Origin of the sequence: Nocardia paucivorans NBRC 100373, from assembly GCF_000308675.1 — a bacterium.
GTDB lineage: Bacteria > Actinomycetota > Actinomycetes > Mycobacteriales > Mycobacteriaceae > Nocardia > Nocardia paucivorans.
In genome coordinates this window covers 173,403-193,089 of record NZ_BAGE01000046.1, presented here as the reverse complement: position 1 = coordinate 193,089, position 19,687 = coordinate 173,403, and the positions used below count along the sequence as shown (strand labels likewise).

The following is a 19,687-nucleotide window of genomic DNA, read 5'->3' as shown; positions in this document are numbered from 1 at the left end:
TGCTGAGACTGTAGGGCACCGAGCCGGTCGGTACGTCATGACGACAACGTCGCGAGCGGAGGGCCCGGTTCCCGAATACCCGGGGTAGGTGTCGATTACCCGATCCGCCCCAGGTCGTTCGGTCGTGTGTTCTGCGTCTCCATGTGGGACCGGGTTCGTCAGCGCAGTGGGTTGGCATCTGCGGGGACCCGTTCGGCCTCGGGAACGGGCCCCGGCGGGGTGCCGTCACCGAACGGACGTCCGCCGAGTTCTTCGCGGCCGTGCGGAGTGAGCCAGTTCGACAGATCTGGGCCCTTGGGCACCACCCGGGTGGGGTTGATATCGGTGTGCACCACGTAGTAGTGGGTCTTGATCTGCGCGAAGTCGATGGTGTCGCCGAAACCGGGGGTCTGGAACAGATCGCGGGCGTAGGCCCACAACACCGGCATCTCGGTCAGTTTGCTCCGGTTGCATTTGAAATGACCGTGGTACACGGGATCGAAGCGGACCAGGGTGGTGAACAGCCGGACATCGGCCTCGGTGATGGTGTCGCCGACGAGGTACCGTCGGCCGGCCAGTCGGTCCGACAGCCAGTCCAGCGCGGCGAACAGGCGGTCGTAGGCCTGTTCGTAGGCGTATTGGGCGCCGGCGAAACCGCAACGGTAGACCCCGTTGTTCACGTCCCGGAAAACCCGGTCGTTCACCTCGTCGATCTCCGCCCGTAGGGGTTCGGGATACAGGTCCGGTGCTCCGTCGCGGTGGTGGGCGGACCATTCGGTGGAGAAGTCCAGGGTTATCTGCGCGTAGTCGTTGGTGACCACTTGCCCGGTCGGGATGTCCACGATGGCCGGCACGGTGATACCGCGCGAGTAGTCCGGGAAGCGGGCCAGGTACGCGTCGCGCAGTCGCGGGATGCCGAGCACCGGATCGACCCCACCGGGGTCCAGGTCGAAGGTCCAGCTCAGCTTGTCGTGGGTGGGACCGCACAGCCCCAGGGAGATCACCTGTTCCAGGCCCAGGAGTCGGCGCACGATCAGGGTGCGGTTGGCCCATGGACAGGCTCGGGCGGCGACCAGCCGGTAGCGCCCCGGTTCCACCGGGTAGCCGTCGCGTCCGTCGGCCGTGATGCGGGTGGTTATGTAGTTGGTGTCGCGTTTGAACTCGGTTTTCTCGACATACCTGCCCTGTTCGGCTTGCGACTCGCTCACACGGGACAGTCTCGCAGACTCGGGCGGCCCCGTGCCGGTATCCGGGCCATAGGCTGACCGGTATGAGTGAAACGAAACCCACTCGCCTGGAGCGGACCGTTACCGATGGCGGAGCCGAAGTGGCCACCCTGACCCTGGCCCATCCGCCGTTGAACCTCTTCGACCGGGCCATGTTCGATTCCCTGATCACCGATATCGCGGAGCTGACGGCGAATCCGCCCCGCGCCGCACTGCTGCGGGCCGAGGGGAAGGTCGTCTCCGGCGGGGTGGATGTGCACACCTTCGAGGGGCTCACCGCCGAACAGGGCGCCGAGCTGTGGCAGGACCTGTTCGCCCGGATCTGTCATCCCGTGGAGGCATTGCCGTGCCCGGTGGTGTTCGCCGCCCACGGACTCACCCTCACCGCGGCCTTCGAAATCGCCCTGGCCTGTGATCTGATCCTGGCGGCGCCGACGGCGAAATTCGGACTGGTGGAAACCGTGGTCGGGTTGACCCCGTCGATGGGCGGCCCGCAGCGATTGGCCGAGCGGGCCGGTTCGGGGCGGGCCCGGGAACTGGTCATGACCGGTGATCTGTACGACGCGGCGACCATGGCCGATTGGGGCGTGGTGAACGCGGTGCACGAGGATGTCGACGCTGCGGCCGTGGCCCTGACCCATCGGCTTGCCGAAGGACCCACCCGGGCACACGCGGCCACCAAGCGGATCGTCACGGCCTGGCGTTCCGGCGGGGTGGCGCACGCCGACTCGGTGACTCCCCAGGTGTCGGCCGAACTGTTCGACACCGAGGACCTGCGCAATGCCGTGCGCAGCTTCCTGGCGGTGGGACCGGGGAAGGCGACCTACACCGGTCGCTGAGCGGCCGGATGCGATGGTCGTGGTGTTTCGGGGAGGTCACGAGTCGGCTACTTTCGTCGACTCGGCCCCCTTTGTGTGATCTGCATCATATAGTCGCAGTGCCCGACTTTTCGAGCACGCGGAGGTCCGATGCACGACGGCACTACGGCAACCCGCGGACCACTGTCTCCCCCGAGCAGCGCGAGCGATTCGTCGTCGCGGCTGGTCGAGTACCCCGCCTCGGGAATCCGGTCCGATACGCCCCTGTCCCGAGGCGCGGACGGGGTGCTGCGCTACGGCAATCTCAGTCCCGCGCTCACCGAACTGCTCGATGTGCAGGTGCACGCGTTCGCCGAGCGGGAGGCCGTGGTCGAGATCGGCGGCCCTCGGCTCACCTACCGGCAGCTGTGGCATTCGGCGTCGCGGGTGGCGGGTGGTCTACAGGAGCACGGTATCGGCTACGGCGACCGGATCGCCGTGCACATGCCACCGGGGGTGCGCTGGGTGCAGGCATTTCTCGGTGCGCTGCTCAGCGGCGCCGTGCCGGTGCTGGTCCATTACGGACTGCCCGAGTCCGTGGCCGAACGGGTGATCGCCGACAGCGAGGCCGACTATGTGCTGGGTTCGCGTGAGCGCGGCTGCGGCGCCACCCGGCCCGAGGCGCACCGGGAGGCCGATCTACCCGACGGAGCGCCCTTCATCGACGACGGAGCGGCGCTGAGCGATCTGGCTCTGCTCTGCTACACCGGTGGTGCCGGTTCGGCCGTATCGCCGCCGAAGGGTGTCGAGCTCACCAACGAGAATCTGCTCTCGGCGATCCGCTCCATGGTCGTGGCGCTCGAGCTGTCGCCGGAGGGGCTGCGCAATCTGGTGCTGCTACCGCTCGCGCATGCCGGCGGTTGTGTCGATCAACTGCTGCCGACCTTCGCGGTGGGGGGCACGGTGGTGCTGGCGCCCACCGTCGATCGGCCGCTGGAAGTCCTCCGGAAGGCCCTGGTCACCGAGCGAATCGATATGATCTCGGCGAATGCCGGGATCCTCGACGCTATGCTGCCCACCCTGGCCGGGCAGCACGCGGAGGGGCTGCCCACCGATCGGGTGGTGCGGATCAGCACGGCCGGTCGGCACGCCACAGAGCTCCCGGAACCGTCCCGGTCGTCGGCCATCGGGACGGCCGAGAAGCTCCATCGGGTGTTTCCCGCCGCCCGGCAGTGGTCGCTGTGGGGTGCGACGGAGACGAGCGGAATCGGGCTGGCCATCGGTCCCGCGGCGGGTCCGGCCGACGACGAGAACGGTCGGGTGCTCGGCCTCCCCTTCGGCGGTACCGAGCTCGCGTTGTGTGGGCCGCGGGCCGCGGACGGGCACGGCGAGCTGCTGTGCCGGGGGCCGAATGTGACCCGCAGGTATTGGAACGATCCGCGCAGCACCGCCGCCCGCTTCACCGGGACGTGGTTCCACACCGGACATCAGGTCACCATCGGTACCGACGGTCTGGTGCGCCGCAGCGCGTAGCGGTGTCGGTGACGGGCGCGAACCGGATGCGTGCGCGGGTCCCCGGTCAGTCGACCATGCGGGCGCGCAGACGGGTGCGCAGGTCCGGGGTCAGGCCGATGGCGTCCATGTAGGTCTCGAACTCGCCGTGTAGGTCCCGTACCGCGTCGTAGGCCGTCCGCAGGTACTCCTCCCGCACTCCCAGCAGATCGTCGGCCAGTTCCCGGTCTGCGCCGAACTCCTCCCGCATGGCCGCGCGCAGTTCCGATACCGCGCGGTTGCTGAGCAGGTAGTCGGCCAAGATGTCCTCCTCGGTGACCCCCACCGCCCGCAGCAGGGTGGCGACGGCCCAGCCGGTGCGGTCCTTACCCGCCGCGCAGTGCACCAGAACGGCGCCGTCGGTGGCGAGGATGGATTCGGCGATCGCCGCAATGGCCGCATGTGCCCGAGGGTGCGCCGGGAAGGTGCGGTACGTGTGGAACATGTAGTCGCGGGCGGAGAGCGCGGCGGCCTCCCCGGTCTGCTCATGGGGCGGTGTGGCGACCGTATCGTCGTGGAAGGGGGTGACGACGAGGCGGATATCCGGGGGTAGGCGATCGTGTCCGGCGCGTTCGATCTCTTGATGGCCGCGCAGGTCGTGGACGGCGCGGACGCCGAGCTCGCGCAGCGTGGCGTGTCCGGTTTCGTCGACTCGGCTGAGCTGGGCCGAACGCAGTAGTACTCCCGAGCGGAGCTTCGCCCCGTCGATGGTGCGGAGGCCGCCGAGGTCGCGGTAATTGAAGGTGCCGCGGATGTGGAGATGGTCGCCGGGTGTGGAGCTGGTCACCGACACAGGCTAGCGGCGCCCCGGTGGCAGCCGGCTGTGTGATGGAGCACACGTAGCGGGTGCGGGTCCCGATAGAAGTACAGTGGTCGAAGGCCTGTCGATGGGAAGGGGCGAGGAGAGTCCCGCTGACCGGCCTGGTGCGGACCGGGATCGCATCGAGGTGCGGGTGCTCACAGGGTGTGGGGTTCCCTTTGGGGTGAAAAACAATCTTCGAGTACAGAATCGTTATCTAAAACATTCCTGAACTCTGCAAACATTCTAATATCGGTGAAGGTTGGACTGGATCAATCGAACATCCCGACTTCTGCCGCTGATCCAGTCGGTCGCCTCGGAGCCGCGTGTGTGGCCCGGAGCGCGGAACCATCTGCGAGGGAGCTGTTGTTGAGCGCACGTGGAGAAACGTTGGAAAGCCGTCGAAGCGCCCGCATAGCGGTCGAGGTGACGGAAGCCGTCCGTACGGTGGCGGCCTCTCTGGATACCACTGGGGTGCGCGCGCTGCGAACATTGCTGCACGCCGGGCTGAGCGCGTACTGGCCGACGATCAAGGCCGACCCGGCTCAGCAGGCCCTTGCCTACGAGCGGACCGTGCGGCAATTGCGTGAGCACTGGGATCACCGATCCGAGTATTCACCCGAACCCGTGATCGCTGCGCGGGTGCGCAGGCGCGAGAGCGAGGTGGCCGCCGGTCTCGCGCTCTGCGCCGAACTATCCGGCTGCCAGTGGCTGGAACCGGTGGAGTCCATCGCCGCATGCGCCATCTCGGTGGTCCAGGGTGTGGTGCTGCGCTGGTTGGCCGATTGTGACGACGAGGCGGTTCTGGTGGCCTTCGACGATCTGGTATCCAATCTGTCCGCTCGTGCAGTGTGTCTGTAGAAGTTCTCCCCCTTCGCGCTTGGGAGGGGCGATATCGCCTGTCCGCGACACTGGACGTTTGACCAGTTGAATGGTTGAGTGGGCGGAATGAGCGAGACTTCGCCATTTGCCGCCCTGCACGCGGCCACCGCCGAGCTGGACCCGCCGCTCGTGGTACTCGATCTGGACGCCATGAACGCCAATGTCGCCGACCTGGTGCGCCGGGCCGCGGGCCGACCCATTCGGGTGGCGAGCAAATCCGTGCGCTGTCGTGCGGTATTGGAACTGGTCCTCGGCAGCGAACTGACCGCCGCCGGTGGGTTCGCCGGCATCATGTCCTACTCCCTGGCCGAGGCCATCTGGCTGGTTCGCCACGGCGCGCGTGACGTACTGCTCGGCTATCCGACCGTCGACCGGGCGGCGTTGGCCGAATTCGCCGGCGATCCGCGGCTGTCCGAGGCCATCACCCTGATGGTGGACGATATCGCCCAACTCGATCTGATCCGTGCCGCCGTCGGCTCCGACCGATTGCGTCCCCGGATCTGTCTGGACGTGGATGCCTCACTGCGGATCGGTCCGCTACATCTGGGGGTGCGACGCTCGCCCGTTCGCACCCCCGACCAGGCGGCACGGTTGGCGACGCAGGCACGAGAACGCGGTTTCCAGGTGGTGGGTGTGATGACCTACGAGGCGCAGATCGCCGGCCTTCCGGACAGTTCGTTGCCGGTGCGCCTCATGAAGAAGGTCTCCGCCGCCGAGATCGGTCGGCGGCGCGCGGCGGTCCTGGACGCGGTGGTGTCGGTGATCGGGCCGCTGGAGATCGTGAACAGCGGTGGCACCGGGTCGGTGGAGCTGTCTGCCGCCGCCGAAGGGGTCACCGAGGTGACCGCGGGCTCGGGGCTGTACGTGCCGACCCTGTTCGATGATTACCGCTCCTTCACCGCACGGCCCGCGCTCTATTTCGCCCTGCCGGTACTGCGCAAACCGGCCCCTCGGATAACGACGGTCTTCGCCGGCGGCTATATCGCGTCCGGTCCGCCCGGGGCTGCTCGGGTCCCCAAACCGGTGTGGCCCAAGGGATTACGTCTGCTCGGCACCGAGGGCGCGGGGGAGGTGCAGACACCGTTGGCGGGTGCGGCCGGGCCGGCCATCGGCGACCGGGTGTGGTTCCGGCACGCGAAGGCGGGTGAGTTGTGCGAACGGTTCGACCGGTTGTATCTGGTGGACGGCCACGGGAACCGGACGGCGGTGCCGACATATCGAGGTGAGGGGCAGTGTTTCGGCTGATCGTATCGCTACCGGTCTAATCGGCGGGTGGGTAAGACCTGTTTCGAGCGGGCGATCGGTTCGGATATGAACTCAGGCCAGTCGGATGAAACGGGCGAGTTCGGTGAGGCCTTCCGGTGTGTCCGGCAGATATTCGGTCAGTAATGGTGAGCGGATGACGATCGCCTTCCAGCGGGCTCGGCACAGGGCGTCGTGAACCAGCCTGCGTGATATCAGGGAGGTCATCCCGTCCGGGGCGTCGTCAGGGGTGGAGGTGGCCATCGATAACAGCACCACCGCGGCCTCCCGCCCACGGAACAACTCGGGTGTGCCGACCAGGACGTCCTCGATTCTGGCCTGGGCCAACAGTGTGCGAACCCGGTTGGCCTGTGCCCGATAGGGCGTCACCACGAAAATATCGTGCGGGCGCAGCCTTTCGCTCGACGCGCCCGATATCCACGAGCGGCCGAGCAATATTCGCACCTGCCGCACCACCTCGCGGGCCTCGGCGTCGGACACGGTGGAATTGCCGTGATGGGGCACCGGCACCGTGCTGATACCGGGTTCGGCCACATCCGGCTCGTCGGTGGCGGTGCCGGCGATCTCGGACCGGAGCCTGCCGTCGTAGTAGAGGTGGGAGATCGGCTCGCTCACGCTCGGGTGTAATCGGCGTGTGCGGTCCAGGAAGTAGCCCCGATGCGCGGGTAGGACGTCGCGTCCCTCGGTGAGCCATTCGAGAACGGGCAGGTCCACCGGCTCCGGATGTGCTCCGGCCGAACGCGTCCGACGGCCATGGCCGGTGGCCGGATCGCCGAGAACCAGGAGATTGCGGGCGCTTCCCGCCGCTCCGACGGCATCCGCCAGGGCGAATACGCCCGCGTCCGCGATCACCAGCAGGTCGAGCGCCTCGAGGGGCACCTGGCGCGGGTCGGCGAAATCTTTGGCCGACCCGCCGAGCACACCTCCTCGGATGGCGTTCTCCACGAAACGTGGCCAGCGGGCGGGCGGAACGACCGTCCATTCGGGGGCCACGGTCACCGCGTCCTGCTTGGCCACCAGTTCCGGTAGCACCCCGGCGCGAACCACGGCGTCCAGCAGATTCTCCACCACGACGGGCGCGGGCGCGACGATCCCGACCCGCCAATGATGCCGGGTGACGAGTTCGGCGACGACCGTGGCGACGATCGCGGTTTTGCCGGTGCCGGTGGGGGCCTGGACGGCCAGATAGGAACGGTCCAGATCATGCAGCGCCGCTGTGATCGCAGCCACGGGATCACCGGATACCGGTGGTAGCGCGTCGCGGGTGCGCAGGCGGGGCGCGCGGAGCGCGAGGATATCGAAGATCGCGGTCTCCGGGACGGTGGGCAGCGCCATGAGCAGCTGCCCCCCGAGATATTCGACCCCGGCCTCGATTGCGTCGATATAGACCGCCGGTCGAGGCGCGATGGCGGCGGGGAGATCCTCATAGGGGGCGCAGCCGGGGGCGAGTTCTTCCTCCAGCCGTACGGTATCCGCGAATTCGGCGTCGACCGAACAGCCGAGAACGGTGGCGGTCGCGAGTCCGTGCGCGGTGGCGGTGGTACGCATACCGGGTGCGGGACGGTCGTAGCAGGTGTACACCGTGGTGCCGGGGGCGAACCCGCCGGTACCGATTCGGCCGGTCAGGGTCAAGAACCGGCGCATGGTGTCACCACGCGGGCCGAGATGCCATTTCGTATCGACCGTGCCTCCTTCGACGACCATCGCCTCGGATATGCCCGGCCATTCCTCGAAAGGGCGGTTCAGCAGGTCGAGATGATTCCACCGAGCGGCTTGCCGTTCGCGTCGGTGGTACCCGAGCGCCGCGGCGGTGAGCGCGGCCACCCGTCGAGAGTCGAGCGGCGGTCCCGGCACGAACGACGCGCGGTCCGAATCGGAGGGGAGCGGGGCGTCGGGGCGCGGGGGAGCCGCCCCAAAGGCCCGTCCGGCGGGAGTCGGGGAGGTGCGTGCGGTCTCGGCGTATTCGGCGAGCGCGGCCTCGACCGAACTCGGATACGACGGGGGTGCGGTGGGGTTCGGATGGAACGGGCCGGTGCTCGCACCGGTTTCCGCCGGAGCCGGAGCGATCCGGGCGCTCAGCCAGTCCCGCAGCCGCAATAGAACACGGGAGTCCGGTTCGTTCGGGGACCCGGAGTCCGGTAGGAGGACGCGTAACCGGTCCGGTTCGTAGCGGCGCACACCGACCAGGACCGCGCCGCGGAGAAACGGGTACAGATCGATGAGGATATGCGCGCGGAGCAATTCGTCGAGGGCTTCTTCACCGGTATCGAGGCGTCCGCTCGCCGACAGCAGCGCCGACCGTACCGTCGCGCCGTAGTGGTAGATACGCAGATCCGGATGATGGTCGCGCCGGTCGGCGACGATATCGAAGAGTTCGGTGAGGATTCGCCGCTGCTCGACGTGGGAACGGTGGTGTCGTTCGAGCGAAAGGTACGGACTCGTCGGGTCGGCGATAACGTGGGAGAACAGCGTGGTGGTGCGGTCGCCGAGTTCGATCCGCAGCCGTTGCGGCGCCACGCGGCGCGCCGTCAGGGCCAGATCGCCGGAGGAGGGCGACGGGAGCGCGGCGACAGTGGTCGGATCGAGGAGCATATGCTCCGGGCGACCGGAACCTTCCTGCCGGAGTTGGATCTCGGCCTGGCGGCGAAGCCGGGCGAGGGTGCGGGTCGGTATTCCGTTCGGGACGACCGAGTGGACGGCCGAGGGCAGGTCGAGGGGGGAGGTGGCCAGTCGGTCGATGGTCGTGATACCGGCCTCGCGCAGCCGGGCCCGAATGGTCGAATCCATACCCGCCACCAGCAGCAGATCCCGGGACTCGGTCAGCGCCGCGGTACAGGTGCGGCAGCGACCGCAGGCCCGATAGCGCGGATCGCTCCACTGCACCGGCAGGAGCTCGTCGAGCTGTTCGGCGACGATACGTTCCATCCGGCGCCGCCGGGCCCGGTATACCGGGAGGGCGTCGGTGAGCGCGATGGGGCGAGTACGGTCGTCGACCCGAACCTCCACCAGCGGATCGACCGATACTCCGGCGCATTCCAGAGCATGGGCGCAGGCCGCGGCCCGGATGGCGGTGATGACGATATGGTCCGGTTCGGCGGCCTCACCGAGTACGCGATAGCGGCCGCCAGGTGTGGTGCGCACCAGGGTATCGGCGCGGGAGACGAAATCGCCATCGAGGAACAGCGCGCCGGTGACGGTCGGGACGCCGCCGCGCACCACGGCCAAGGTGCGTTCATATGCCGCGGACAGGGCGGCGAGGTACTCGGCCGGCCGGGTGAGGTCGGGGACGGGGGGATGGATTTCGGTCGAGTCCGTACCGTGACGCCGGCGCGCATCGGCGAGTGGATGTTCGGTTCCGGGTCGGCCGGCGGTGGAGTCCTGAGGCGGCGGGACGAGGGGATCGTCCGCATACCGGACCGTGTCGAGATCGTCCGGGAGGGCCGGATCGGCGGCGACGGTGCCCAGTGCGACATCGAGTGCGCGCAATACCGCGAATTCGCATCGTGCGGCGCGCACGAGATCCGCGGTACCGCATATGACCCGATCACCGGCAATGAACAACCGTGGCCCTCCCGCGTTCGGTGGGATACCGGCCGGTGCGAACCAGGGCGCGCGCCGGCCGGCAACACTGTAACCAGTGCCGCCGTCGGTCGGGTCACGGGTCGGATCGGTACGAGACCGGGCGGAAGGGATGGCCGCGCGGGACGCGACTCAGGAACGTGGTTTGCGGCGATCCGGTCGTTTGCCGCCGTCCCGCCGGGGTCCACGGCCGACACCGCGATGTCCGGGCGGGCCGGGGTCCGGTTGTAGCTGGATCAACACTCCGCTGATCCGGGTTCCGCGAAGCGCCTCCAGGGTCTCCTTCGGCAGATGGGCGGGCAGTTCGACCAGGCTGTGGTCGGGGCGAATGCTGATATGTCCGAAATCACTGCGCCGCAGACCGCCCTCGTTGGCGATGGCACCGACGATCGCGCCGGGAACCACCCGATGTCGTTTGCCGACGTTGATCCGGTAGGTGGCCAGTTCGGCACCGGTCACCCGATGGCGACCGGTCGCGCGCCGCTCGCTGTCGAAGGCACGCGGGGGTCGTTCCCGACGGGGACGTTCCACCGGTTCCGGCTCGGGTTCCAGGAAGAAATTGTCGCCGTCCTGCGCGCTCACCGCCAGGGCCGCGGCAATATCGACCAGCGGGATGTCGTGCTCGCGTTCGTAGTCCTGGATCAGGCCGCGGAACAGGGCCAGATTGTCGGAGTTGAGGCTTTCGGTGATGGCGTCGCCGAATTTGGCCACCCGCTGCGCGTTCACATCGTCCACACTGGGCAGCTGCATCTCGGTCAGCGGATGCCGGGTGGCCCGTTCGATGGACTTGAGCAGATGCCGTTCCCGGGGCGCCACGAACAGCAGAGCCTGGCCGCTGCGTCCCGCCCGACCGGTCCGACCGATTCGGTGCACATACGACTCGGTGTCGTGTGGGATGTCGTAGTTGACCACATGCGAGATGCGATCGACGTCCAGACCACGAGCGGCGACATCGGTGGCGACCAAGATGTCGAGTGCGCCCGTCTTGAGTTGGCCGATGGTGCGTTCCCGCTGCGCCTGCACGATATCGCCGTTGATCGCCGCCGCGGAGAAACCGCGGGCGCGCAGTTTCTCGGCCAATTCCTCGGTGGCCTGTTTGGTGCGGACGAAGATGATCATGGCCTCGAACGGCTCCACCTCGAGAATCCGGGTGAGCGCGTCGAGTTTGCGCTGGTGGGAGACCTGCACCCAGCGTTGGGTGATATTGGTGTTGGTGGTGGTCCTGGCCTCGACCGTGATCTCCACCGGGTTGTGCAGGTACTTCTCGGCGATCTTGCGGATGGCCGCGGGCATGGTCGCGGAGAACAACGCGACCTGTTTGTCGTCGGGGGTATCGGCGAGGATGCGTTCCACATCCTCCTGGAACCCCATCTTCAGCATTTCGTCGGCCTCGTCGAGCACCAGGTACTGCAACCGGGTCAGATCCAGGGTGCCTTTTTCCAGGTGGTCGATCACTCGGCCCGGGGTGCCCACCACCACCTGCGCGCCTCGGCGTAGACCGGACAGCTGCACCCCGTAGCTCTGCCCGCCGTAAATGGGCAGGACATGTACCTCCGGCATATGCGTGGCGTAGCGGCCGAACGCCTCGGCGACCTGGATGGCCAGTTCGCGGGTGGGGGCCAATACCAACGCGGTGGGTTGTTTGCCGGTGGGACGCCGCCGCAGCAGGCCCATCAGGATGGGAATGGCGAAAGCGGCGGTCTTACCGGTGCCGGTCTGGGCCAGACCGACCACATCGGCGCCGTCCAGTAGGGGCGGGATCGTGGCCGCCTGGATGGGGGAGGGCGATTCGTAACCGACATCGGCGATGGCCGCGAGGATTCGGTCATCGATGCCGAGATCGGCGAAGGACGGGCCGGCGGCTTCGGGTTCGGTGGTCTCGCGAACCATATCGTCGGTTGCGCCGGCGTCCTGATTGGTGCTCATTGACCAGTAGTTTACCGCCTGGTCCTGGTAGTACCGGCCACCGGGCCAATACGGTGAGCGCCATGGAAGCCGATACCTCGACCACCGCCGCGCCGCCGGAAGCCGCCCGGACCGATATCGCCGTGGTGCAGTTCGCGCCCCATATCGACCGGTCTGCGAATCTCGCGGCGCTCGCCGAACAGGTGCGGGCGGCGGCGGCCCACGGCGCCCGGGTGGTGGTCGCGCCGGAGTATTCGATGTTCGCGGTCGCCCGGCTGGATCGACGGGTGCTCGATGCGGCCGAACCACTCACCGGTCCGTTCGTCACCGGCCTCGCCGAACTGGCCGCGCAGACCGGGGTGTACCTGGTCGCCGGCGTGGTCGAGACCACGGAAGCGGGCGACGGCCGGATCCACAACACGCTGGTCACGCTCGCCCCGGACGGAACGCTCGTCGCGTCCTACCGCAAGGTGCACCTCTACGACGCGTTCGGGCAGCGGGAATCCGATATCGTGCGGCCCGGTCCGCTCGCCGAGCCTGCCACCTTCACCGCCGACGGCGTGGTCTTCGGGCTACAGACCTGCTTCGACCTGCGTTTCCCGGAGGGATTTCGGCGCCTCGCCGCGGCGGGGGCGCAGGTGCTGCTGCTACCCGCCCAGTGGATTCCCGGACCGGGCAAGGTCGACCAGTGGACGACGCTGCTACGCGCCCGGGCCATCGAGAACACCGTCTATGTGGCGGCGGCGGACCAGTGCGCGCCTCGGGGGGCGGGCGCGTCGATGATCATCGACCCCACCGGGATGGTGCTGAGCGAGCTGGCCGACGAACCGGGAGTGGCCTACGCCCATATCGACACCGATCGGCTGGCGCGGGTGCGAGCCGTCAATCCGAGCTTCGCCCTACGGCGCTACACCATCGCGACGGAGTAGCGTTCGAGGTGATGACCTATCCCGATCGCACCTATGCCGGACGCGTGCTGGGCCACCATCTGACACACCTGCGCGCGGCGAATCCGCTGGTGTTCGGTCTGCCGCGCGGCGGGGTCCCGGTTGCCGCCGCGGTCCGCGAGGTGATCGGCGGCGCTCTGGACATTCTGCTGGTCCGCAAGCTCGGGGTGCCCTGGCAACCGGAACTGGCGGCGGGTGCGATCGGAGAGGGCGACGTTCGGGTGATCAACTGGGAGGTTCTGCGCCAGACCGGACTCGAACCGAGCGAACTGGACGAGATCGAGCGGGTCGAACGCGCCGAACTGCGCCGGCGCCGCTCGGTCTGGCGCGCGGATGCCGCCCCGATACCGCTGACCGGGCGCACCGTCGTGATCGTCGACGACGGGATGGCGACCGGTGCGACGGTGTTGGTGGCCTGTCGGGTGGCGCGGGCCCAGCGCCCCGCTCGGCTCGTGGTGGCGGTTCCGGTGGCCTCGCCCGAGGCGATGCGTCGGGTGGAGGCCGAGGTCGACGAGCTGGTGTGTCCGCTGGTGCCCGCGGCGCTGGGCGGGGTCGGCGGAGCCTACCTCGATTTTCATCAGCTCGACGACGACGAGGTGACGGAACTGCTCGGCTCCCGAGGACCGACAACATTCGGATCGGGCGACGGATCCTAGTACAGGATCTAGTACAAATTCGTCGAGAATGCTTGTCTGACAATAAACTCCGATAAACTTCGACTCTTTGCCACAATCTGGGGCATGGGCTTTTTCGAGGGTGCCCGCGGCCGGTTGCACCATCGGATGTGGCCGGTCGACGAGGCGTCGGCAGGTCTGGTGTTGTTGCCGGGAATGGGCCAGCACAGCGGGCACTACCACCGGTTCGCCCGGCAGGTGAACGACGCCGGATTCCATATGTGGGCATTGGATACGGCCGGTCACGGACTCAGCGAAGGGGATCCGAAGCGGCCGGGTTCGCTGCCCGAACTCGTGGCCGACGCAGTGCTCTTGCTGGAGTTGGCGCGCCGGGATCGCCCCGATATACCGCTGTTTCTCATGGGGCATTCGCTCGGAGCGATCACCGTCCTGGCCATACTGGGCGCGGCGGTGCCGGCCGATGCGGAGCAGCCGTCGGACGCCGTGAATTATCCGTCGGTCCCCGCCGTGGATGTCGACGTATTGGCCGGTCTGGTGTTGTGCGGTACTCCTCGGCGGGCGCTGGGCGGTGGGGCGCCGGGTGCGCCGGGAACGCCGCTGCCGGAGCGGCTTCCGGTATTGGCGGTGCATGGGGTCGACGATCGTCGCGCGCCGATAGATCCCGTGCGGGTCTGGACGAGCCGTCACGAATCGGTAGATTTACGAGAGTATTCCGATGCCGGACACGATCTGCTGCACGAGCGGGTACACGCGCGAGTCGGTGCCGATATCGTGCGGTGGATACGAGAAGTGGTCGTGGCGGCGGGGTACAGCCACCGATAGCTGTCGCGCACAGCGGATCAGGAAGGGGGACGGGGTGCAGTCGAACAGTATCGCCGCGCTCGACTCGGCCGTCGCGGACGGACAGTTGTGGATCGATGGGATGTTGGTCGCCGACGGCGCCCACGAACGCTGTGCCCAGCGTTACGAACAACTGGCCGATCAGGTGGACGCGCAGATCGAAACCCTCACCGCCGCACTGTCCCTACCGGGTTTCGGTGGTTTCGATTCCGGGGCGGCCCTCCGGCGAGGTTTCGAGGACAAGGCCGGTGGGGCGATCGACGCATTGCGCCGATATTCCGACACCGCACGCCGGCTCGCCGGGATCTTCCGGGCGGCGGCCACGGCCTATCACGAGGTCGACGGCGATACGGCGGCCCTGCTGGGTCGGGTGGGCGAATCCGGCGACGGCGCCGTACCGGCGGGAGGTTTCCATGCGTGAGCTGCCCCGTTCCACCCATCGCGGTGCCCATCGGCTCGATCCCGACTACGCGCCGACGGTGGAGGTTTTCGACAATCTCACCCATCGACAGATCCATGCCGGGGTGTCGCTGATGAACCCGGTGGTATTGCAGAACGGTCACCAGGCATGGCAGGACGCGGCGACCGGTCTGTCGGACGCGGTCGCCACCGCGCATACGGAAATCCGCGCCGCGGTCGCCGACGGCTGGCGTGGCGCGGCGGCCGACCAGGCCGCCGCGGCGGTTCGCGATTTCGAACAGGTCGGTCGGGATCTGGCCGATGTTCTGGCGGCGGTCGGACAGCGGCTGGGTCGGGCCGGTGAGGCAGCCGAAACATTGCGCGCGGGGATCGCCGAACCCGCTACCGCCGAACCGGATCTCGCCGCCGCGCTGCTGAGTCCGGCGGCGGCCCTCGACAATATCGCCGTGCAACGCGGGGCCGAGGATGCCCGCCAGGACGCGGTGCGGGTGATGGAGACGGTGTACGCGGGCGTATTCATTCCGACCGGATCCGAGGTCCCGGCCTTTCCCGAGTTGCCCGAGATAGGGACGCAAGCCGCGGGCGCACCGGTCTCGGCTCCGGTGCGGCCCGAATCGAGCGCGGCTCCGGAAACAGTGACGGGGCAGTCCCCGTCCCGGCCCGTCCCGGCTTCGATCTCGTCCCCGGCATCCGATGTCGACGATGCCACGGCGCCGGCCACCGCCACCGCGGTGCACGGCGGGCCGTCCGCCGTTCTCGCGGCATCGGCCGGCGCAGAGGTCGTGGGCGCCGCCGAGCAGGGCACGACCACCGCGGCCGCCGCATCCCTTCCCGCATCCGGTGCACCGAGCGTGCCGCCGGTGCCGCCCGCTCCGACAACGCCGGGGGCCGCCGGTACGGCCCCGGCGACCGTATCGGCCGGTCTGCCTGTCACCGCGCCGGCGTCGGCCTCCCAGGAGCAGCGTAAGCGCGAGGAGTCCCGGAACGACACGGGAAGCGAGACGGTCACGGGTATGGGTGCGGGGGCGATCGGCGGCCTCATGGGCGGGGCCATCGCTTCCGATACGGTGCGAGCGAATACGGGGGCGCCCGGCACCGCCACATCACAGGCGCGAACCCGATCCGACGAGGACGACGAGTTGTTGCACTTCCCCGACGAGGAATTGTCCTTCCTGGAGCCGGGCGAAGAGGCCGGGGAACTCGTCGGCGCCATGGACCCGACCACGCCGCCCGTTCTGGGTGAGTGGGCCGAACCCGAGTGAGTTGGATGCTCACCCCGGACCAGTTCGCCCTGGTCTGGGCACGTACCGACGGGGACCGGATACCCTATCCGCTCGCGGTTCGACCCTCGGCCCGCGACAGCGCCGAACGCGCTGCGCAGGCGGTCGAGTTGAACGCGTGGTGCGACCGCGCTCTCGACGCCGATCTGGAGGCGGCGCTGCGGATAATCGGTCGCCCCGATCTAAGTGTCGAAGTATTCGGACAGGGGGGTTGCGCGGGCGGGGGAAGTGATACGGCCCCCTCTCGCGGCGCGTCCGGATACCGCATCCGGTTTGCAGATGACGAGAACGGGGCCGGTCGGCTCGGTGCGGTGATCGGGCCCGGGCACCCCGACGCGGAGGCGGAGCGCGCCCGCGCGCTCTCGGGAGGGGAGCCGATACGGGTACTCGGCGCCGTGGCGGGAAATATCGCGGTGGTCGTGGCCCAGGAACCGGGGGAGAGCGCCGACCGGGGAGCGCGGGTGCGGATATCCGTCGGTGGTGTCGGTTCGCTCGCCGCGCGTGTGATCCGGGCGCTACCGCCGGTGCCGGCGGGTGGTGGTCCGCGGCTGGGCGCGCCGCTCGACCGGGTGGTCGAGGACGGCCGCGATCTGGTGACCGTTCCGGTGGAGGGGCCGGCCATGTCCACGCGTATCCGCAGGCTGCTGGCCCGGCGTCGGGATGGCCTGGGGCAGATCGTGGTGTCGGTGCACCAGGGCGGTCACTCCCGGCCGTTCGGGGTGCTGTGCTGGATCGATGTGACCGGTGATGGGCGCTATACGGTGCGCACCGGCAAACAGGTCGATATCGAGCCGGTCACCGCCGACGGGTTTGCCGCTGCCCTGCGCACCATGGTCGCGGCGGGTCGCCGCACCATGGTCTACGCCGACGGCTGACCGGGTGTTCGGGCCGGTTGTCCGGTGGACGGTCCGGGTTTGCCCGGTCGGTCGCGCGGATCCGGTTCCTTTCGGGGTGGGCCCGAGAGCCGAAGGGGATATCGGGCCGCCGGATGGTGCGGGCGTCGAAGTTCCGGCCGGGACATTCGGAATACCGACGGTCGGTGTCATCACGCGGAGTGTGCCCGGGGCCGATCGGGCCCACAGCCGAGCCGGGGCCGTTGGCGGTGGCTGCTGTCGACACCCGTCACGGCCGGATTCGCGCGTTCCGGGCCGAGGCACGCGCCGGGGTTCGCCGCCTCTCGACTGTGATCCACTCGACAGAGCATGATTACCGAAGGGTAGGTTGATGGCGGGATATTCGAGACACGCAGGGAGATGCGTATGAAACTAGCTCTTTCCCCCGATGAGGTCGCATTCCGGGACGAACTGCGACGGTTCTATCGCACCGAGATTCCCGCCGAGATTCGTGAGCGCGTCAAATACGGTCTGGAGTTGTCGCGCGAGGACATCGTCACCACGCACAAGATCCTCAACGATCATGGTCTGGCCGTGCCGAACTGGCCGGTGGAGTGGGGCGGCAAGGACTGGACTCCGATGCAGCGCCATATCTGGCAGGACGAGATGCAGCTGGCCTGCGTGCCCGAGCCGCTGACGTTCAACGCCCAGATGGTCGGTCCGGTGATCGCGCACTTCGGTTCGGAGGAACTCAAGAAGCGTTTCCTCCCGCCGACCGCCGCCTTGGACATCTGGTGGTGCCAGGGCTTCTCCGAGCCCGACGCCGGTTCCGACCTGGCCTCGCTGCGCACCACCGCGGTCCGGGACGGCGATTCCTATATCGTCAACGGCCAGAAGATCTGGACCACCCTGGCCCAGAACGCCGACTGGATCTTCTGTCTGGTCCGTACCGACCCGAACGCCCCGAAGAAACAGGCCGGTATCTCCTTCCTGCTGTTCGATGTGAAATCGCCCGGTGTCACCATCCGCCCGATCAAGCTCATCGACGGCGGCTACGAGGTGAACGAGGTCTTCTTCGAGAATGTCCGTGTACCTGCCGATCAGTTGGTCGGTGAGGAGAACAAGGGCTGGACCTACGCCAAGTTCCTGCTCGGCAACGAACGCACCGGAATCACCGGTGTCGGCCGTACCAAGGTGCGACTGGGGTTGGCCAAGGAATACGCGGCGGCCACCAAATCGGGGTCGGGCACCCTGCTCGAGGATCCGCTGTTCGCCGCCCGGGTGGCCGAACTGGAGAACGAACTGCTCGCCCTGGAACTCACCCAGCTGCGGGTGGTGTCGAACTCCTCCGACGGCAAACCCAACCCCGCCTCGTCGGTTCTGAAGCTGCGAGGCTCGGAACTACAGCAGGCCGCGACCGAACTGCTGCTGGATATCGCCGGTCCCGACGCACTCCCGGTCGGCGCCTCGGATATCGCCTCGCCCGAATGGGCGCAACGTAGCGGCCCGAGCTACCTCAACTACCGCAAGACAACCATCTACGGAGGCTCGAGCGAGGTGCAGCGCACCATCATCGCCTCCACGATCCTCGGATTGTGAGGCCCGGACATGGATTTCGATCTCACCGATGAACAGGTCCTACTCCGCGACACCGTGCGTGACCTGCTCGCGCGCAACTACGACGCCGAATCCCGCCTGAAGGTCACCGAAACCGACCTCGGCTGGAGCCGCGACGTCTGGGGTCAATTGGCCGAGCTGGGTGTGCTCGGGCTGAGTTTCGCCGAAGAGGATGGCGGTATGGGTGCCGGTCCGGTGGAGACCATGCTGGTGCTCGAGGAGATCGGGCGTCGGCTCGCACCGGAACCGCTACTCGACGCCGTGCTGGTGCCCGGTGGGCTCGTCGCCCGGGCGGGCACCGCGCAGCAGCGGCAGCGGATTCTGTCCGAGGTGGCCTCCGGCGCTCGGTTGCTCGCCTTCGCGCACGCCGAACCCGGGTCGCGCTGGCCCGACCACGAGATCGCCACCACCGCGGCGGCCGAGGGCGACGGATATGTGCTCACCGGTGTCAAGAATCCGGTGCCGCACGGGGACTGCGCCGATGAACTGGTGGTCAGCGCGGCCCTGCCGGAGGGCGGTATCGGGTTGTTCCTGGTGCCCGCCGACGGCGCCGGTGTGACCCGTAGGCCGTACTCCACCGTCGACGGACAGCGCGGTGCGCAACTCGAGTTCGACTCTGCCCCGGCCGAGGTGCTCGGCTCGGCCGTCGATGCCTCCGCCGCGGTGAACTCGGTTTTCGCCCATGCCCAGGCGGGGCTGTGCGCGGAGTCCATCGGGGCGATGGAGGAGGCGCTTCGGTTGACCACCGACTATCTGAAGACCCGGAAACAGTTCGGGGTCACCCTGTCGAAATTCCAGACGCTCACCCAGCGCGCCGCGAATATGTACGTTTCGCTGGAATTGGCCCGCAGCATGAGCTACTACCTCACCGCATCGCTGGTCGACGGAGACGAGGACCAGGTGAAGGTGTCCCGGGCCCGGTTGCAGGTCGGTCGCGCGGCCCGCCATGTCGGGCAGGAGGCCATTCAGATGCACGGTGGTATCGGTGTCACCGCCGAATACCCGGTGAGTCACTATGTGGCCCGGTTGACCGCGATCGAACGGACTCTCGGCGGTGGCCTGGAGCATCTGCGGATTCTCGCCGGGAATGTCGGGGAGTACGACCTGCCCGAGCTGTAGCGGTTCGGACATCGG

At 68.1% G+C, this 19,687-nt stretch carries 16 protein-coding genes; 12 read left to right on the top strand and 4 right to left on the bottom strand.

The genetic code is table 11. The features are described 5' to 3' along the window. Nucleotides 1-158: 158 nt before the first annotated feature. Nucleotides 159-1,187: a glutathione S-transferase family protein gene (locus ON32_RS16640; RefSeq protein WP_040791826.1), complete on the bottom strand. Its 1,029-nt coding sequence runs from the start codon at nucleotides 1,185-1,187 to the stop codon at nucleotides 159-161. Between the two features lie 62 nt (nucleotides 1,188-1,249). Here ON32_RS16640 and ON32_RS16635 point away from each other — a divergent pair, with 62 nt between their 5' ends. Next, nucleotides 1,250-2,044 (top strand): enoyl-CoA hydratase/isomerase family protein, encoded by a 795-nt coding sequence (locus ON32_RS16635; protein ID WP_040791825.1) that lies wholly within the window; start codon nucleotides 1,250-1,252, stop codon nucleotides 2,042-2,044. A gap of 129 nt (nucleotides 2,045-2,173) precedes the next feature. Further along, complete coding sequence (locus tag ON32_RS16630) at nucleotides 2,174-3,535, top strand: class I adenylate-forming enzyme family protein (RefSeq protein WP_083874580.1); 1,362 nt, start codon at nucleotides 2,174-2,176, stop codon at nucleotides 3,533-3,535. 46 nt (nucleotides 3,536-3,581) lie between these two features. Here the strand turns inward: ON32_RS16630 and ON32_RS16625 are convergent, their stop codons facing one another. Next, nucleotides 3,582-4,340, bottom strand: coding sequence for a tyrosine-protein phosphatase (locus ON32_RS16625; protein WP_040791967.1), 759 nt, complete (start codon nucleotides 4,338-4,340; stop codon nucleotides 3,582-3,584). 381 nt (nucleotides 4,341-4,721) lie between these two features. Between ON32_RS16625 and ON32_RS16620 the strand changes: the two genes are divergently transcribed. Next, on the top strand, nucleotides 4,722-5,213 hold the full coding sequence (locus ON32_RS16620; protein ID WP_245551100.1) for a TetR family transcriptional regulator: 492 nt from the start codon (nucleotides 4,722-4,724) through the stop codon (nucleotides 5,211-5,213). Between the two features lie 87 nt (nucleotides 5,214-5,300). Then, entirely contained in the window at nucleotides 5,301-6,479 is a 1,179-nt protein-coding gene (locus ON32_RS16615) for an amino acid deaminase/aldolase (RefSeq protein ID WP_040791824.1), read from the top strand. A 72-nt stretch (nucleotides 6,480-6,551) separates the two neighbouring features. Here the strand turns inward: ON32_RS16615 and ON32_RS16610 are convergent, their stop codons facing one another. Together ON32_RS16610 and ON32_RS16605 are read right to left on the bottom strand one after the other, a co-directional pair. Beyond that, nucleotides 6,552-10,013 carry an AAA domain-containing protein gene (locus ON32_RS16610; RefSeq protein WP_245551098.1) on the bottom strand — a complete coding sequence of 1,154 codons (3,462 nt, stop codon included), beginning with the start codon at nucleotides 10,011-10,013 and terminating at the stop codon, nucleotides 6,552-6,554. 195 nt (nucleotides 10,014-10,208) lie between these two features. Then, nucleotides 10,209-12,002, bottom strand: coding sequence for a DEAD/DEAH box helicase (locus tag ON32_RS16605; protein ID WP_040791822.1), 1,794 nt, complete (start codon nucleotides 12,000-12,002; stop codon nucleotides 10,209-10,211). A 62-nt stretch (nucleotides 12,003-12,064) separates the two neighbouring features. Here ON32_RS16605 and ON32_RS16600 point away from each other — a divergent pair, with 62 nt between their 5' ends. From ON32_RS16600 to ON32_RS16565, 8 genes are all read left to right on the top strand, one after another. Then, the gene (locus tag ON32_RS16600; protein ID WP_051133333.1) at nucleotides 12,065-12,910 is read left to right on the top strand and encodes a carbon-nitrogen hydrolase family protein; all 846 of its coding nucleotides are present in this window, start codon (nucleotides 12,065-12,067) and stop codon (nucleotides 12,908-12,910) included. Nucleotides 12,911-12,921: 11 nt separating this feature from the next. After that, nucleotides 12,922-13,584: a phosphoribosyltransferase gene (locus ON32_RS16595; RefSeq protein ID WP_051133332.1), complete on the top strand. Its 663-nt coding sequence runs from the start codon at nucleotides 12,922-12,924 to the stop codon at nucleotides 13,582-13,584. 84 nt (nucleotides 13,585-13,668) lie between these two features. Continuing rightward, nucleotides 13,669-14,385, top strand: a complete 717-nt coding sequence (locus ON32_RS16590) for an alpha/beta hydrolase (protein ID WP_040791821.1) — start codon at nucleotides 13,669-13,671, stop codon at nucleotides 14,383-14,385. Nucleotides 14,386-14,419: 34 nt separating this feature from the next. After that, nucleotides 14,420-14,824 (top strand): hypothetical protein, encoded by a 405-nt coding sequence (locus ON32_RS16585; protein WP_040791820.1) that lies wholly within the window; start codon nucleotides 14,420-14,422, stop codon nucleotides 14,822-14,824. Beyond that, entirely contained in the window at nucleotides 14,817-16,085 is a 1,269-nt protein-coding gene (locus ON32_RS28900; RefSeq protein WP_040791819.1) for a PPE domain-containing protein, read from the top strand. The genes ON32_RS16585 and ON32_RS28900 overlap by 8 nt, the downstream gene beginning before the upstream one ends. A gap of 5 nt (nucleotides 16,086-16,090) precedes the next feature. Next, nucleotides 16,091-16,978, top strand: a complete 888-nt coding sequence (locus tag ON32_RS16575) for an ESX secretion-associated protein EspG (protein ID WP_040791818.1) — start codon at nucleotides 16,091-16,093, stop codon at nucleotides 16,976-16,978. A 384-nt stretch (nucleotides 16,979-17,362) separates the two neighbouring features. Then, entirely contained in the window at nucleotides 17,363-18,535 is a 1,173-nt protein-coding gene (locus tag ON32_RS16570; RefSeq protein WP_040791963.1) for an acyl-CoA dehydrogenase family protein, read from the top strand. A 9-nt stretch (nucleotides 18,536-18,544) separates the two neighbouring features. Further along, nucleotides 18,545-19,672 carry an acyl-CoA dehydrogenase family protein gene (locus ON32_RS16565; protein WP_040791817.1) on the top strand — a complete coding sequence of 376 codons (1,128 nt, stop codon included), beginning with the start codon at nucleotides 18,545-18,547 and terminating at the stop codon, nucleotides 19,670-19,672. Nucleotides 19,673-19,687 lie beyond the last annotated feature (15 nt).

Excerpts from the sequence above, each read along its gene's own strand:
- ON32_RS16630 (WP_083874580.1), top strand. The coding sequence starts at position 2,174 with ATGCACGACGGCACTACGGCAACCCGCGGACCACTGTCTCCCCCGAGC.
- ON32_RS16570 (WP_040791963.1), top strand. The coding sequence starts at position 17,363 with ATGAAACTAGCTCTTTCCCCCGATGAGGTCGCATTCCGGGACGAACTG.
- ON32_RS16605 (WP_040791822.1), bottom strand. The coding sequence starts at position 12,002 with ATGAGCACCAATCAGGACGCCGGCGCAACCGACGATATGGTTCGCGAG.
- ON32_RS16615 (WP_040791824.1), top strand. The coding sequence starts at position 5,301 with ATGAGCGAGACTTCGCCATTTGCCGCCCTGCACGCGGCCACCGCCGAG.
- ON32_RS16635 (WP_040791825.1), top strand. The coding sequence starts at position 1,250 with ATGAGTGAAACGAAACCCACTCGCCTGGAGCGGACCGTTACCGATGGC.
- ON32_RS16565 (WP_040791817.1), top strand. The coding sequence starts at position 18,545 with ATGGATTTCGATCTCACCGATGAACAGGTCCTACTCCGCGACACCGTG.
- ON32_RS16575 (WP_040791818.1), top strand. The coding sequence starts at position 16,091 with ATGCTCACCCCGGACCAGTTCGCCCTGGTCTGGGCACGTACCGACGGG.
- ON32_RS28900 (WP_040791819.1), top strand. The coding sequence starts at position 14,817 with ATGCGTGAGCTGCCCCGTTCCACCCATCGCGGTGCCCATCGGCTCGAT.
- ON32_RS16595 (WP_051133332.1), top strand. The coding sequence starts at position 12,922 with ATGACCTATCCCGATCGCACCTATGCCGGACGCGTGCTGGGCCACCAT.
- ON32_RS16590 (WP_040791821.1), top strand. The coding sequence starts at position 13,669 with ATGGGCTTTTTCGAGGGTGCCCGCGGCCGGTTGCACCATCGGATGTGG.
- ON32_RS16600 (WP_051133333.1), top strand. The coding sequence starts at position 12,065 with ATGGAAGCCGATACCTCGACCACCGCCGCGCCGCCGGAAGCCGCCCGG.